Origin of the sequence: Aeromonas encheleia, from assembly GCF_900637545.1 — a bacterium.
Classification (GTDB): Bacteria; Pseudomonadota; Gammaproteobacteria; order Enterobacterales; family Aeromonadaceae; genus Aeromonas; species Aeromonas encheleia.
This window is the reverse complement of sequence record NZ_LR134376.1, coordinates 3267422-3281908: the sequence shown is the minus strand read 5'-3', so window position 1 is coordinate 3281908 and position 14487 is coordinate 3267422. Positions and strand designations below refer to the sequence as shown.

Genomic DNA, 14487 nt, shown 5'->3' with positions numbered 1-14487 from the left:
CACCCTCCTCGGTCGAGTGGCGCAAGACTATCGTCGCCCCCATGGCTTGGCAACCTCGCAGATCCGGCGGCGTGAAGATGATTGATTGAAAAAGCAGCTGCATGCTCATTAGTTGGCCGAACAGCTTGATTTATGGCAAAAAACAGGACGGCGGTGATTGCGCTCGCCGGCAAAATGCATATAGTAGAGGCCACTGACGCGGGTGTAGTTCAATGGTAGAACGGTAGCTTCCCAAGCTGCATACGTGGGTTCGATTCCCATCACCCGCTCCACATTCCGATATCCGGTAGACGACCCGTCTCGTTATTGCCTCTGCCTCGCACGCTACCCCTGACGCCGACCCATCCCCGAATATCGACAGTAGTTTCTGAGCCTTGCGGGCATCGTATAATGGCTATTACCTCAGCCTTCCAAGCTGATGATGCGGGTTCGATTCCCGCTGCCCGCTCCAGATATCAAACAAAAAGCCCACTCAATCGAGTGGGTTTTTTGTTTTTCCACGCCAAGCAGGCGCTGGCTGCCGGAAACAGAAGAGGCGCCAAGGGCGCCTCTCACTCCACACTCTGCCGGTCGGGCTTATTCCTGCTCCAGCTCGCCGCAGAAACGGTAGCCTTCGCCATGGATGGTGGCGATGATTTCCGGGGTGTCACCCACGCTCTCGAAGTGCTTGCGAATGCGGCGGATGGTGACATCGACGGTACGGTCGTGGGGCTTCAGCTCGCGGCCTGTCATCTTCTTGAGCAGCTCGGCACGGGTCTGGATCTGGCCCGGGTTCTCGCAGAAGTGCAGCATGGCGCGGAATTCTGAACGGGGCAGCTTGAACATGTCCCCAGCCGGGCTGACCAGTGCGCGGCTGTTGATGTCCAGTGCCCAGCCGTTGAACAGGTAACGCTCAACCAGCTTCTTCTCTTCGCCACCGGCGGTGACGTTCATGGTGCGGCTCAGCAGGTTGCGAGCACGGATGGTCAGTTCACGAGGGTTGAACGGCTTGGTGATGTAATCATCGGCGCCGATCTCCAGACCCAGGATCTTGTCCACCTCATTGTCACGACCGGTCAGGAACATCAGGGCGATGTTGTCATCTTCGCGCAGCTCACGGGCCAGCAACAGGCCGTTCTTGCCCGGCAGGTTGATATCCATGATCACCAGATTGATGGTGTGGGTGGTCAGGGCTTGATGCATCTCGTCGCCATTGTTGGCCTCGAGCACGATGTAGCCTTCGGCCTCGAAGATGCTTTTCAGAGTGTTGCGGGTGACCAGTTCGTCTTCGACGATCAGAATGTGTGGTGTTTGCATGAGTATTCCCAGATTCTTATCAGTTAATTTTCGAAATTTTAACACTCTTTGGCGTTATTCGACCGGTCCTGAAAATTTATTACGTCATCCTGGGTATGAATATCAGGTCGAATCATCGCGAATTTGGTATCGATGTTGGCAAACATCCTTGTGCCACACATGGGGTCTCAACAAGCCTGAACGAGCGAAGCCCTGAAAGGTAGTCCATTACAAAAGTTGCTGCATTTTATCAGTTAACAGGCGCATAACAACACTCTTTGCCGTCAGATAGCAACTTTTTAACTCTGGCTTGATATAAGTCAAACCCTGAGTTCGCTGCATGATACTTGGGCTGGCCCGCTTTTTCGCCCCTATGGAATGTAATGGGATGTAACATGTGATTGACATGATTTTGTGGGAAAACTACAGAAAAGTCTGTTTTTTTGCCCCGTTCGAGCCGCCCTCCTGGCCCGCCTATGCCATCGTCACGACCTGGAATCCGGCCAGCAGATGGCTCGGAATGCGTCGCAATTGCCGCCGTCATCTTGCCCTGTTGCGGCTCATCGACGACGTCCCCGACCTGCTCGTCATGGGGCCGGTGTGGGGCAGTTCCCTGGATGAAAGTTGGCAGGAAGCGTCGTTATTGTTACAGATGCCCCGTGCCGATGCCGTCCGGCTGGCCAGTCGTTTTGGCCAGAATGCCTGCTACTGGGTCGAGGGGGGAGAGATCTGGCTGATCCCCGTGTTGATGAAGGGGGAGCCACACCATCTGGGCAGACTGGCCTCCTGCTGGATTGTCAGGGACCCGACATGATGAAAGAATGAACGGACTCACTCCATGGAAGGACGCTGACGATGCTGGACTTACTCCCCGACCTTTGCGATCAACACGGCGATGCCGTGCAGGTGGCCGAACCGCTGTTTCACGACTATGGCGGCAAGCCGCTGTTTCATGGCCAGGCGGTCACCCTCTCCTGTTTCGAGGATAACAGCCTGGTGCGGGAACTGGTGGCGCAGCCCGGCCGGGGCAAGGTGATGGTGATCGACGGGGGCGGCTCCCTGCGCCGGGCACTGCTCGGGGATCAGCTAGCCATCAAGGCGGTGGAGCAGGGTTGGGAGGGGATCCTGATCTATGGCGCGGTGCGGGATGTGGGCACCCTGGCTACGCTGGCGCTGGGCGTCAAGGCGCTGGCGGCCTGTCCGGTCAAGACCGAGAAGCTGGGACAGGGTGAGTTGGATGCCGAGCTCTCTTTTGCCGGGGTGACCATAGCGCCGGGTGACTATGTCTACGCCGATCTCAACGGCGTGCTGATCAGTGGTGCCCGGCTCATCTGAAGGTTCAGAAGTTGAAGCCAACCCCCAGGGTGAGAAATTGCTCGGTGCTGAAGGCGCTGACGCCGTAGTTGGCGGTGATGGCCAGTTGCGGTGTCAGCAGCAGACTGCTGTTGAGCTCCACCAGGGTGCTGGGGTTGCTCACCTCCAGCTGTTTGAGCTGGCTGCCGATGTTCAGTGAAGGGGAGAGCTGATAGCGCACCCCTGAGCTGATATTGAAGCCGGCCTGATCGCTGCGGGTGCCGACGGCGGGGCCGGCCTCCATGTAGAGGGTGACATCATCCAGCACCGGGTATTGGTAGCCGGTGTTGATGAGCCAGAGGTCGAAATTGTCGCCGTGATGAGTCTGATTGCCGAGCAGCACGCCGGAATAACTCTTCACGTAGAGCTGGCTGTCCGATTCGGTCTGGAGAAAACTCCAGTCGGCCGCCTGGGCCGAAAATGCGAGGCCTGATGCGAGTGCGATGATGAGAGACTTGACCATTCGTTTCCCCTCCCTGGGTCCGGAACAGGACCCTAAGCATGGCACATGCCAGCAGGTAGTAAAGGCAACCCGCATCACAATAAAAGAGTTTTAATCCGCTTCCGACTCATGATACACAGGCCCCCATCACTCTGCGTCTTCACTATTTTCTCCATCAAGAGGTGAACTCATGAACAAGAAACTGACCCTGCTGGCCGCGCTGGCTCTGGGAGGCTGCGCCATGACTGCGAGTTCCAATCTGGCTCAACTGCAAGCATCGACCTGGCAACTGCAGGGGGCGAGCGGCGACACCTTCACCCTGCAGGTCGCAGGTGACAAGGTGGCGGGCAAGGGCGGCTGCAACCGCTACTTTGGCGGCATCACCCAGCAGGGCGACGGCGTCCTGACGCTGGGCGCCATGGGCGCGACCCGCATGATGTGTGCCGGGGATCTGGCGGGCAAGGAGGCGAACTACCTGCAGGCGCTGGAGATGGTCGCGACCTATCGGATCTCCGGTCAGCAGCTGGTGTTGAGCGATGCCAACAAGACCGCCCTGCTTACCTTCGATGCCCTGCCGGCCACGAAGTAAGAGAGAGTCTCGTCAGAGACTGTCGTAGCCGAGCCGCTGGGCCCGGAGCAAAAAGGGACGCCGCGGCGTCCCTTTTTGCTGGGTATCTGAGCGATGGGCACCTCATCCCCCCCGCTGAAACCGGAAGCGTTTCTTGCGTCTGTAGGGATAGACATCCTCGAACACCCCCTCCTTGATGTTGCCCTGCAGCATCTTCCAGTAGTTGGCATCGAACAGCTCCTTGTGCACCTGCATCATGATCGTTCGCACCTGGGGCTTTTGCAGCAGGAAGGTGGCGAACTCCTCGGGGAAGATGTCGTTGGGGGCGACCGAGTACCAGGGCTCGGCGCTCCACTCGTCCTCGGGATAGCGCGGCGGCGGGATCTGGCGGAAGTTGCACTCCGTCATGTAGCAGATCTCGTCGTAGTCGTAGAACACCACCCGACCGTGGCGGGTCACGCCGAAGTTCTTGAACAGCATGTCGCCGGGGAAGATGTTGGCCGCAGCCAGCTGCTTGATGGCGTTGCCGTATTCCTCCAGCGCGAGCCGGGTCTGCTGCTCGTCCGCCTTGTCCAGATAGAGGTTGAGCGGGATCATCTTGCGCTCGGTGTAGAGGTGCTTGATGACCAGCTTGTCGGCGGTGAGGGTGAGCGCCGAGGGAGCCACCGTCTTGAGCTCGGCCAAGAGCTCGGGGGAGATCCGCTCGAGGGGAAACTCGAAGTTGGTGAACTCCTGGGTATCGGCCATGCGGCCCACCCGATCGTGCTGTTTCACCAGCCGGTACTTCGCCTTGACCTGCTCGTGGCTCACATCCTTGGGAGGGGTGAACTCGTCCTTGATCACCTTGAACACCACGTCGTAGGAGGGGAGGGTGAACACGCTCATCACCATCCCCTTGATGCCGGGGGCGATGACGAACTGCTCCCGGCTCTGGGCCAGGTGCTGCTGGTAGTGGCGATAGAGCTCTGTCTTGCCGTGCTTCTGGCAGCCGATGGCGTTGTAGATCTCGTAATCGGGCTTGCGGGGCATGATCTGGCGCAGGAACAGCACGAACAGCGCCGGCACCGGGGCATAGACCATGAAGTAGGCGCGGGCGAAGCCGAATACGATGGAGGCTAGCTCCGGCTCGAAGATGACGGTATCCACATAGATGCTCTGGCCCGTGCTGAGCAGCGGCAGGATGAAGGGGTGCACCTCGCCCTTTACCCGGATAAGCCCCACCAGATAGGCACCCTTGTTGCGGTAGAACACCTCCTTGAGCAGCTCGATGGCGAACGGCTCATCGTGCAGAATGCCCGGGCCGTTCTCGGCCAGATGACGGTGGATGTCGACGATGTCCCGCTGTTTGTCCTCAAAGGGCAGGGTGAAGCTGTAGTCCCCCAGCAGCTGGCTGAGTGTCTGTGGCAGATGGGCGAGATCGGTGCGATAGACCCGCAGCAGTGCGCTCAGGTCGGGATGATCCCCCCGGCTGCGAAACGGGTGTATGTAGAGGTTCTCGTCGCGGATGTTGCGATGGCGGAAGATGCGGCGGTAGACGGAGTTGAAGAAGGACTCCGCCACCTCGAAGTTGTCACAGCGGGGCAGCAGATCGCTGAAGGCCCCCTTCACCTGCTTGAGCAGCGCCTGGCTCGGCAACTGCTCCCCCATCATCTGCTTGATCAGGGCCGTGGTGGCGCCGACATGATGGTCGTAGAGGCGGATGCGCTCGCGCCCGGCGAGCTGCACCCCCAGCCAGTCGCCGTGCTCGAAGCGGCTCTTGCTGCCCTGGGTGATCTCGAGAAACCTGCTGTAAAACGACTCGAAGCGCTGCAAGATCGTCTCGGCGACGGCCTGTTCCAATGGCTGCTGCATCTCTCTCTTCCTTGTGATGAGCCGGCCCGATAGCACGGCGATGGTGGCCTGTCTGCCGGCTCGTTCCCGATCCGCACACCGCAGTTCCATAGCGGTAACTTCGTGGATCATTGACGGCAATTTGGCCACCTATTGGGTCACTATGGCAACATTCAAACGTCTGTTCAAGTGGCAATTATCGGGGATAAACGGTAGATTGCGCCCCTGTTTTGCCGATGCTTTACCCTTGATGAGGGACGCCGGCCCTGCCCAAGAGGAAACCCAATGAAACTCTATTTTGTCCTGGTGGCACCAGCCCGGGCGGCCAACGTCGGGGCGGCCGCCCGCGCCATGAAAACCATGGGCTTCGATGCCATGCGCCTGGTGGCCAGCCGGGTACACGAAGAGGAAGAGGCGAGTTGGGTCGCCCATGGGGCGCAGGAGATCCTGGCCGAGGCTGAGGCCTTTGATACCTTGCCTGAAGCCCTTGCCGACATGGATCTGGTGATCGCCACCACGGCTCGCCAGCGCGGTCGCTACCAGCACTACCTGACGCCGGGGGAGATCCGCGACCAGATCCGCGCCAAGCCGTCGGTGAACAAGGTCGCCATCGTGTTTGGCTGCGAGGAGTCCGGCCTCTCCAACGAGCAGCTCGCCCAGGTGGACCTCATCAGCTACCTGCCGCTCAAGGTGAGCTATCCCTCCCTGAATCTGGGCCAGGCGATCATGCTGTATGCCTACGAGATGAGTCCCTTACTGGACGAACCCCAGGCCGTAGCAGAAAGTTTTGATAGCGCCGGGCAGGTTCGGGTACTCAAATCAAAAACAGCAGAAATTCTCGATGAAATCGGGGTTTCGCAGGATGAAAAACTGCATCAATGGGTGATGGACCGAGTGCCCATGCTGCCGCAGCGGGATTTGAATATGCTGCATCTGCTCTGCAAAGACCTCGCCCGTCGACTCGGCAAAGAGGTTTAAGTTGACAGCCCGGCGCCCGGCGCGGTATTGCTAAAAGCCAGCTTCGTTCAAGAGTGTTCGTCATGCAGTCATTCATCAACGTCATCACCACCACCATTATTACCGGTACCACCACAGGTGGCACTGGGGCCGGTTGATGCGCTGACGAACAAGCACAGAAATCAGAAAAGGCCCGTACCCACCCAGTACGGGCCTTTTTGTTGGACAGTTTTCAGGCCGATTTGCCGGTCACTTTGCAGGGAATACAGGGAGAGAATGCGATGAGAGTATTGAAGTTTGGCGGGTCGTCACTGGCCGACGCAGAGCGTTTCTTACGGGTAGCCGATATCGCGGTCAATACCCACGGTCAGTCCCAGGTTGCCCTGGTGTTGTCGGCACCGGCCAAGGTGACCAACCACCTGGTGGCCCTAGTGGAGCAGACCAGTCGCGGCATGGATGCCAGCAGTACCCTGTTTGAGATCAACGGCATCTTCTCCCGCCTGCTGGCCGGGCTGAAGGCCGCCTACCCGGCGCTGGACGACAAGGCGCTGCAGGCTCGTCTCACCGCCGAGCTGGATCAGGTCGAGCGGCTGATGCAGGGCATCCGCCTGCTGGGGCTCTGCCCGGATAACGTGCAGGCCCGCATCCTGAGCCGGGGCGAGAACCTCTCCATCGCCTTCATGCACGAGCTGCTGCGGGTGCGTGGGGTCGAGCTGGGCTCGATCGTGCCGGAGCAGTTGCTGGTCACCGACGGCGGTTACCTCGAGGCCCACGTGGACATCGAAGCCTCCCGCCTGCGCTTCGCCGCCTATGGGCTTCGCTCAGACTGCCTCTACCTGATGCCGGGCTTCACCGGCGGCAGCGACAAGGGCGAGACTGTGCTGCTGGGCCGTAACGGCTCGGATTACTCCGCCGCCGTCTTGGCCGCCTGCGTGGACGCGGAATGTTGCGAGATCTGGACAGACGTGGAAGGTTGCTACAACTGCGATCCCCGCCTGGTGCCGGATGCCTATCTGCTCAAGACCCTCTCCTACAAGGAGGCGATGGAGCTCTCCTACTTCGGCGCCAAGGTGCTGCACCCGAAGACCATAGCCCCGGTGGCCCAGTTCCACATTCCCTGCCTCATCAAGAACAGCTTCAACCCTCAGGGTCCGGGCACCCTGATCGGGGTCGATCAGGGGGATGACGACCTGAAAGTGAAGGCCATCTCGGATCTGTCCGGCATGTGCATGTTCAACGTCTCCGGTCCCGGCATGAAGGGCATGGTGGGCATGGCGGGCCGGATCTTCTCCGCCGTCTCCCGCGCCGGGGTCAGCATCGTATTGATCACCCAGTCCTCCTCCGAGTACAGCGTCAGCTTCTGCATCCACAGCTACGACAGCGACAAGACCCGCAAGGTGCTGGAGCGCGAGTTCGAGCTGGAGTTCAAGAATCAGCTGCTGGATCCCCTCGAGATCATGAGCGATCTCGCCATCATCTCCCTGATCGGCGACGGCATGCGCACCAGCAAGGGGATGGCGGCGCGCTTCTTCACCTCCCTGGCCCAGGCCTCCATCAACATAGTCGCCATCGCTCAGGGCTCCAGCGAGCGCTCCATCTCGGCTGTGGTGCGGGATCGCAAGGTGGCTGAGGCCATCAAGGCGTGCCACCAGAACTTCTTCGGCAGCCAGCAGTTCATCGACCTGTTCGTGGTCGGCGTCGGCGGCGTCGGCGCGGCCCTGGTGGATCAGATTGCGCGCCAGCAACCGGTGCTGGCGGAGCAGGGCACCGGCCTGCGGGTGGTGGGCATCGCCAACAGCCGCCAGATGGCGGTCAACAAGGATGGGCTGAGCCTCGCCAACTGGCGTGAGCAACTGGTGGAGGCTCGTGACAGCTTCAGCCTGGAAGCGGTGAAGAAGCTGGTGGAAGAGAGCCACCTCATCAACCCGGTGATCGTCGATTGCACCTCGAGCGAGGCCGTCGCCGTCCAGTACGCCGACTTCCTGGCCGCCGGTTTCCACGTGGTGACCCCGAACAAGAAGGCCAATACAGGGTCGCTCGATTACTACAAGGCGCTGCGTCGCACCGCCCGCCAGACTCGCCGCAAGTTCCTGTACGAGACCAACGTCGGTGCCGGCCTGCCGGTCATCGAGAACCTGCAGAACCTGATCAAGGCCGGTGACAAACTGCGCGCCTTCGACGGCGTCCTGTCCGGCTCCCTCTCCTTCATCTTCGGCAAGCTCGACGAGGGCATGGCCTTCTCCGAGGCCACCGGCATCGCCCGTGGCAACGGCTTCACCGAGCCGGATCCCCGCGACGATTTGAACGGCATGGACGTGGCGCGCAAGCTGCTGATCCTGGCCCGTGAGTCCGGCATGGCGCTGGAATTGTCTGATGTGGAGGTGGAGCAGGCGCTGCCACCTGGCTTCGATGTGAGCGGTGACGTGGCGGCCTTTATGGCTCGCCTGCCAGAGGCCGACGGTTGGTTCCGCGATCAGTTCGCGCTGGCCCAGAGCGAGGGCAAGGTGCTGCGTTACGTCGGTTCCATCGAGGGGGGCAAGTGCAAGGTCGCCATCAAGGCGGTCGGTGCCGATGAGCCGCTGTTCAAGGTCAAGGACGGGGAGAACGCGCTCGCCTTCTTCTCCACCTATTACCAGCCGATCCCGCTGGTGCTGCGCGGCTATGGCGCGGGCACCGAAGTGACTGCCGCCGGCGTCTTCGCCGACGTGCTGCGCACCCAGAACTGGAAGCAGGAGCTATAAGCATGAGTTCAGACATGAACCCCTATTTGGAAAAGAAAGGCAGTGTGGTTGCCTATGCTCCCGCCTCCAGTGCCAACCTGAGCGTGGGATTCGATGTGTTGGGGGCGGCGCTCGCCCCCGTGGATGGATCCCTGCTGGGGGATCGGGTGCAGGTCAAGGCGGCGTCAGCAACCGCCGAGCCCTTCGCGCTCTCCTCCGTGGGCCGCTACGCCCACAAGCTGCCTGACGATCCCAAGAAGAACATCCTCTACGATTGCTGGCTCGCCTATGGCGAGGCGCTGGCCAAGATAGGCCGCGAGATGCTGCCGCTGGAGATGGTACTGGAGAAGAACCTGCCGGTGGGCTCGGGCCTCGGCTCCAGCGCCTGCAGCGTGGTGGCGGCGCTGGAGGGGCTCAACGCCTTCCACGGCGATCTGCTGGACGAGCACGCCATGCTGCTGCTGATGGGGGAGATGGAAGGACGCATCTCCGGCTCGGTCCACTACGACAACGTGGCGCCTTGCTATCTCGGTGGCCTGCAGCTGGTGGTGGAGGAGGGGGGTGTCATCAGCCAGGGTATTCCGGTGTTCGAGCAGTGGTACTGGGTGGTCTGCTACCCCGGCACAGTAGTGTCGACCGCCGCCGCCCGCGCCATCTTGCCGGCCCAGTATCGCCGCCAGGATTGCCTCACCTATGGCCGCCGGCTGGCCGCCTTCGTGCACGCCAGCTACACCCAGCAGGAGCCGCTGGCGGCGAGCGTGCTCAAAGACGTGATCGCCGAACCCTACCGCGCGGCGCTGATCGAAGGCTTCAACGAGGTGCGGGCCCAGGCCGCCCAGAACGGGGCGCTTGCCACCGGCATCTCGGGCTCGGGTCCCAGCGTGTTCGTGGTGATGAAGGATCTGGCCCAGGCCGAGCGCATGAAAGATTGGATGGACGCACATTTCGTGCAGAACGAAGATGGATTTGCCCGGGTCTGCAAACTGGACATGGCCGGGGCACGGGTAACAGGAAGCGAGCTATGAATCTTTACAATATCAAGGACAAGAGTGAACAGGTCAGCTTTGCCCAGGCGGTGCGCCAAGGCCTTGGCCGCGAGCAGGGGCTCTTCTTCCCGGAAGTGATCACCCCGCTGGCCGAGGTGGATGCCCTGCTGGACTTGCCGCTGGCCGAGCGCTCCGCTCGCATCATCAGCCACCTGCTGGGGGACGAGGTGCCCGCTGCCAAGGTGAGCGAGCTGATCGATGCTGCCTTCACCTTCCCGGCGCCGCTGGTCAAGCTCAAGGATGGCACCTATGCCCTCGAGCTGTTCCACGGCCCGACCCTGGCGTTCAAGGATTTCGGTGGCCGCTTTATGGCCCAGTGCCTGGCCACCTTCAGAACTAACGACAAGATCACCATACTCACCGCCACCTCGGGCGACACCGGCGCCGCCGTGGCCCACGCCTTCTACGGGCTGGAGGGGATCGAGGTGGTGATCCTCTATCCCAAGGGCAAGATCAGCCTGCTGCAGGAGGCGCTGTTCTGCACCTTAGGGGGAAATATCCGCACCATCGCCATCGACGGCGACTTCGATGCCTGTCAGGCACTGGTGAAGGATGCCTTCGATGATGCCGAGCTGAAACAGGCCATCGGCCTCAACTCCGCCAACTCCATCAACATCAGCCGATTGCTCGCGCAAGTTTGCTACTACTTCGAGGCCCTGGCCCAGTTGCCTAAGGCGGATCGCGCCAAGACGGTGATCAGCGTGCCGTCCGGCAACTTTGGCAACCTGACCGCGGGCCTGATTGCCAAGGCGCTGGGGCTGCCGGTGAAGCGCTTTATCGCCGCTACCAACGCCAACGACACAGTGCCGCGCTACCTGAAAACCGGTCAGTGGGAGCCGCACCAGACGGTGGCGACCCTGTCGAACGCCATGGATGTGAGCCGCCCCAACAATTGGCCGCGGGTGGAAGAGCTGTGTCGCCGGGAAGGCTGGGCGCTGGAGACCTTAGGGTCGGGCATGCGTGACGATGCCCAGACTCGCGCTGCGTTGCAGCGCCTGCACCAGTTGGATTACCTGTGCGAGCCCCACGGCGCCATCGCCTGGGATCTGCTGAACGAGCAGCTCGCCGAGGACGAGGTGGGCCTGTTCCTCTGCACCGCCCACCCCGCCAAGTTCAAGGAGTCGGTGGACGAGATCCTGGGGCTGGATGTGCCATTGCCAGCCCCGCTAGCCAAGCACGCGGTTCTGCCGCTGCTCTCCCACGACCTGCCCGCAGACTTTGGCCGCCTCAAGGCCTTCCTGCTCGGTTAAGTACCCATGAAAAATGAAAATCCCCCGCCTTTTTGCAAAGAGCGGGGGATTTTTTTATCCAGCATAGGGCGGGGAAACCCGCATTGGATTATCACCCTGGAACAAGGAGCACGGCATGAGCCCGCATCCCCTTCGCACATTGATCGAGACCTGTGACGCCGCCATCTCCCGGCGCGACTTCGACGCCCTGATGGCTTTCTACGCCGAGGACGCCGCCCTGGTGGTGAAACCCGGCATGGTGGCGCGCGGCATCCCCGCCATCCGCCGCGCCTTCACGGCCATCTCCGATTACTTTGACGGCCAGCTTGAGGTGACCCAGGGGGCCATGGAGGTGATAGAGGGGGCCGACAACGCCCTGGTGATCATGGAGACCCGGCTGCGCTACCCGGACGGGCAAGGCGGCCTGGTGGACGAGACTCGCCGCGCCACCTATGTGTTTCGCAAGGAAGCTGATGGGCAGTGGCGCTGCACCATAGATAACTCCTATGGGACTTCATTGCTGGATGTAACCCTATAAGTTGCAGATCCTGCGGATGGCGTTGGTCCCACAGACCGAATTGCGGTTGCTCGATAAGCCGGACAACCATCTGGATCACGCCTCGCGCCAGCTGCTGATTCAGGTGCTGGCCGATTATCCGGGCACCTTGCTGCTGGTCTCCCACGATCCTGACTTTGTGGCCGGGGTAGGGGTTGAAAGGGAGTATTGGTTGGAGGGGGAGTGAAAGCGACGGAATGAAAATTAGAGTGATAAATATCAGTCCCCTACCTTTCTGTTGCTCAGAAAGGTAGGGGATTGTATCGAACTATCAGATTAGGTATCTACTGACTCAAAAGTCTGAATTTTTTTAATGGTATCTAAGCCATATTTATTTGTTAGATTTATGATGAAATCTGGTTCTATATGCTTTATGAAGCCAAGTTCGCCTTTTAATTTTAAAGCATCATTGTTAGATAAAAGCCCGTTTTTAAATGAATGAACGCAAGCTCTTATTTTCCTTTTCCTATTTCTTCCGACAGATATTTTTTTGTTATTTGTTATCGTAATGCCTGTGACATGTCTATTATGAGCAGTGGAAGAATGAAAGGTTTTATTGTGATTAACTCTCAAAAATGAACCGAAGTTTTTTTTCAAGAAAGCCTTAACTGTCTTTTCTAGGGCGAACAATATGTCTTTTTTGCTCGTGCTAAAAGTCATATCATCAGCGTATCTAGTGTACACGATATCATTATCATTACAGTATTCATGTAATTCTTTATCAAAAAAATACATGATAGCATTAGAAACAAAAGGGGAGCTCGGAGCCCCTACACTAAGCCGAAGTGGACTATTTCTCCTTAACTTCCAGAAAAACAAATTTGAAAGTAAAAAAACATCCTCTTTACTTAATGTTAAGTCATGCTTTTTTAAAACACCTAAAAATATAGATGGATTTATTGAGCCGAAAAAGTCTCTTAAATCCATTTTTAATAAAAAGCGATTATTCTTATGCTGGTAAGCATTTTCTTTAATGCCTTTCCCTTTGCAATAAGCCATGGCACACTTATGGATAGGTAGTAGTGGTTCCAACTTACTGACCGCATGGCGCTGTAATGATTTAACGACCTTCGCTGGGTGTGCTATTAGTCTTAATTCGTTACTATTTCTCTTGGGGATGTAATACCTTTTGTATCTAAATGGTACGCTGCTGATATATGACTTGAGTTCATTTTCAGACATGAGGAGTTGCTCACATAATCCTCTAAAGATATTAGTCATTGAGCCTCCCTTATTGCATTAATTCGTTTTAATGCGTTGTATCTTTTTTTGGATATTTCATCATCAAACTTCCCTTTAATTTCATCCCCTGGAAATATAGGAGAAAAAGACTTTCTGACCTGCATTTTTGCATTCGGGAAGTCAAATACTTTACCGCTTTTACTTTTCCCGTACTTTATTTTAGAGAGCTTTTCATTCTTTACGTAATAGTAGGTCGAGCCACTATATTCATATGGTGCAATAAAGTTAGTTTTTTCTAGAAGATAAAGTAATCGTGTCAATTTTCTTACGGGGCAGTCAATTATTAGACTAATTAGCACCAATTCTATCTCAGAGAGTTTAATTGGTTCGCAAAGTTTTATAATATCATGAATTAAAAATGCTAAGTGACCAGAGTTTACTTCAGAAAATGAATCAACTTTTCTTACGGTTTCTAGTTTATTTTCAATATCTTGTGCAATTAAATCAATATGTTCGTATTTTAATGAGTTAGGTGATGGCCATGGATATATCATGACTGCTGAGTCATTTGCATGTTTTAGACTTTGTAGGGGTCCTAAATATATAAATGAAGAGTATGCTTCTATTTCTTCTTCTGGTTTAGCCTCCACCTCTTCTGCGGGAACAAATACCAAGAGGCGATTTTTTAACTCGGGCTTGTTACAAAATAATCCTAACTCAACCAGCGAACCTGCACTTTCTAAACAGATGATTATGAGTGTTGATATGCTTGCTATATCATCTTCAAAGTCCATTAGGTCCCTATAAGCATCTTTTTTAAAATAATCTTTAAAGTTTTCAGCAGCTAATAGATGATCATGTATATTGGAATTGTCATTACTTGCAAAGTATCTAAAAATCGCCTCTCTTAAACTAGAACCGATTTTTATCATCGAACCACCACAAATAAATATTATTGGTGGTGTATTGAAATTCACATGAAAGCTAGAGTGTTCTAGATCATTGAATATCATCTCCAATGTTTCATTGTAAGCAATTCTATCCATTGATGACTCTGCTCGGGAAATAGCAAAAGTAAGGCGACCGGATGGTCGCCTTACTAACCTTTACCTAAAGGATGCGCTGAAGACTTTTCGTGCGCTCCTGAGGGACGAAGGATCGTGCGGAAAGTACTGAAGCGCAACCCTAAATGTCCACAATAAGTTACTGTCTGGCGAATCGCCTGACAAGGTTTGTACAATGACAAAACCCACGCGTAAAGGCAAAATCACTATATATGTAATTTTATGATATTACAACCTATCAAACACTAAGCTCGTGGCTAAAAAT

General features: G+C 56.9%; 13 protein-coding genes, 2 tRNA genes and 1 pseudogene. 11 read left to right on the top strand and 5 right to left on the bottom strand.

The features are described 5' to 3' along the window. Positions 1-198: 198 nt before the first annotated feature. Together EL255_RS15150 and EL255_RS15145 are read left to right on the top strand one after the other, a co-directional pair. Positions 199-272: transfer RNA gene (locus EL255_RS15150), tRNA-Gly, on the top strand. Between the two features lie 104 nt (positions 273-376). Further along, positions 377-451 (top strand) — tRNA-Gly (locus EL255_RS15145). A 125-nt stretch (positions 452-576) separates the two neighbouring features. Here the strand turns inward: EL255_RS15145 and arcA are convergent. After that, complete coding sequence (gene arcA / locus EL255_RS15140) at positions 577-1296, bottom strand: two-component system response regulator ArcA (protein ID WP_033130442.1); 720 nt, start codon at positions 1294-1296, stop codon at positions 577-579. A gap of 376 nt (positions 1297-1672) precedes the next feature. Here arcA and EL255_RS15135 point away from each other — a divergent pair, with 376 nt between their 5' ends. Then, the gene (locus EL255_RS15135) at positions 1673-2089 is read left to right on the top strand and encodes a DUF3293 domain-containing protein (RefSeq protein ID WP_042653912.1); all 417 of its coding nucleotides are present in this window, start codon (positions 1673-1675) and stop codon (positions 2087-2089) included. 41 nt (positions 2090-2130) lie between these two features. Further along, complete coding sequence (locus tag EL255_RS15130; RefSeq protein WP_042653911.1) at positions 2131-2610, top strand: putative 4-hydroxy-4-methyl-2-oxoglutarate aldolase; 480 nt, start codon at positions 2131-2133, stop codon at positions 2608-2610. A 4-nt stretch (positions 2611-2614) separates the two neighbouring features. Here the strand turns inward: EL255_RS15130 and EL255_RS15125 are convergent, their stop codons facing one another. Continuing rightward, positions 2615-3091 carry a hypothetical protein gene (locus tag EL255_RS15125; protein WP_042653910.1) on the bottom strand — a complete coding sequence of 159 codons (477 nt, stop codon included), beginning with the start codon at positions 3089-3091 and terminating at the stop codon, positions 2615-2617. Between the two features lie 169 nt (positions 3092-3260). Here EL255_RS15125 and EL255_RS15120 point away from each other — a divergent pair, with 169 nt between their 5' ends. Next, positions 3261-3659, top strand: coding sequence for an META domain-containing protein (locus EL255_RS15120; RefSeq protein WP_042653909.1), 399 nt, complete (start codon positions 3261-3263; stop codon positions 3657-3659). A gap of 102 nt (positions 3660-3761) precedes the next feature. Here the strand turns inward: EL255_RS15120 and aceK are convergent, their stop codons facing one another. Next, positions 3762-5489 (bottom strand): bifunctional isocitrate dehydrogenase kinase/phosphatase, encoded by a 1728-nt coding sequence (aceK, locus tag EL255_RS15115; RefSeq protein WP_042653908.1) that lies wholly within the window; start codon positions 5487-5489, stop codon positions 3762-3764. 264 nt (positions 5490-5753) lie between these two features. Between aceK and EL255_RS15110 the strand changes: the two genes are divergently transcribed. The 6 genes and pseudogenes from EL255_RS15110 to EL255_RS15080 all read left to right on the top strand — a co-directional run. Beyond that, positions 5754-6446, top strand: coding sequence for a tRNA/rRNA methyltransferase (locus tag EL255_RS15110; protein ID WP_042653907.1), 693 nt, complete (start codon positions 5754-5756; stop codon positions 6444-6446). A 260-nt stretch (positions 6447-6706) separates the two neighbouring features. Further along, positions 6707-9166: a bifunctional aspartate kinase/homoserine dehydrogenase I gene (thrA, locus tag EL255_RS15100; RefSeq protein ID WP_042653906.1), complete on the top strand. Its 2460-nt coding sequence runs from the start codon at positions 6707-6709 to the stop codon at positions 9164-9166. A 2-nt stretch (positions 9167-9168) separates the two neighbouring features. Continuing rightward, the gene (gene thrB / locus EL255_RS15095; RefSeq protein ID WP_042653905.1) at positions 9169-10170 is read left to right on the top strand and encodes a homoserine kinase; all 1002 of its coding nucleotides are present in this window, start codon (positions 9169-9171) and stop codon (positions 10168-10170) included. Beyond that, complete coding sequence (gene thrC, locus EL255_RS15090; protein WP_042653904.1) at positions 10167-11441, top strand: threonine synthase; 1275 nt, start codon at positions 10167-10169, stop codon at positions 11439-11441. Before thrB ends, thrC begins: the two co-directional genes overlap by 4 nt. A 115-nt stretch (positions 11442-11556) precedes the next feature. Further along, the gene (locus tag EL255_RS15085; protein WP_042653903.1) at positions 11557-11958 is read left to right on the top strand and encodes a YybH family protein; all 402 of its coding nucleotides are present in this window, start codon (positions 11557-11559) and stop codon (positions 11956-11958) included. A gap of 40 nt (positions 11959-11998) precedes the next feature. Next, positions 11999-12163: pseudogene (locus tag EL255_RS15080) on the top strand (ATP-binding cassette domain-containing protein); the annotation flags it as partial. An 89-nt stretch (positions 12164-12252) separates the two neighbouring features. Here the strand turns inward: EL255_RS15080 and EL255_RS15075 are convergent. After that, a complete protein-coding gene (locus EL255_RS15075) occupies positions 12253-13197 on the bottom strand; it encodes a retron St85 family RNA-directed DNA polymerase (RefSeq protein ID WP_084228364.1) in 945 nt (314 codons plus the stop codon). Further along, positions 13194-14204 (bottom strand): retron St85 family effector protein, encoded by a 1011-nt coding sequence (locus EL255_RS15070; RefSeq protein WP_197720900.1) that lies wholly within the window; start codon positions 14202-14204, stop codon positions 13194-13196. Before EL255_RS15070 ends, EL255_RS15075 begins: the two co-directional genes overlap by 4 nt. Positions 14205-14487 lie beyond the last annotated feature (283 nt).

Bases quoted from the DNA above. Each gene is read 5' to 3' on its own strand.
- EL255_RS15125 (WP_042653910.1), bottom strand. From the start codon at position 3,091: ATGGTCAAGTCTCTCATCATCGCACTCGCATCAGGCCTCGCATTTTCG.
- thrA (WP_042653906.1), top strand. From the start codon at position 6,707: ATGAGAGTATTGAAGTTTGGCGGGTCGTCACTGGCCGACGCAGAGCGT.
- EL255_RS15085 (WP_042653903.1), top strand. From the start codon at position 11,557: ATGAGCCCGCATCCCCTTCGCACATTGATCGAGACCTGTGACGCCGCC.
- arcA (WP_033130442.1), bottom strand. From the start codon at position 1,296: ATGCAAACACCACACATTCTGATCGTCGAAGACGAACTGGTCACCCGC.
- thrC (WP_042653904.1), top strand. From the start codon at position 10,167: ATGAATCTTTACAATATCAAGGACAAGAGTGAACAGGTCAGCTTTGCC.
- aceK (WP_042653908.1), bottom strand. From the start codon at position 5,489: ATGCAGCAGCCATTGGAACAGGCCGTCGCCGAGACGATCTTGCAGCGC.
- EL255_RS15130 (WP_042653911.1), top strand. From the start codon at position 2,131: ATGCTGGACTTACTCCCCGACCTTTGCGATCAACACGGCGATGCCGTG.
- EL255_RS15075 (WP_084228364.1), bottom strand. From the start codon at position 13,197: ATGACTAATATCTTTAGAGGATTATGTGAGCAACTCCTCATGTCTGAA.
- EL255_RS15070 (WP_197720900.1), bottom strand. From the start codon at position 14,204: ATGGATAGAATTGCTTACAATGAAACATTGGAGATGATATTCAATGAT.
- EL255_RS15120 (WP_042653909.1), top strand. From the start codon at position 3,261: ATGAACAAGAAACTGACCCTGCTGGCCGCGCTGGCTCTGGGAGGCTGC.
- EL255_RS15110 (WP_042653907.1), top strand. From the start codon at position 5,754: ATGAAACTCTATTTTGTCCTGGTGGCACCAGCCCGGGCGGCCAACGTC.
- thrB (WP_042653905.1), top strand. From the start codon at position 9,169: ATGAGTTCAGACATGAACCCCTATTTGGAAAAGAAAGGCAGTGTGGTT.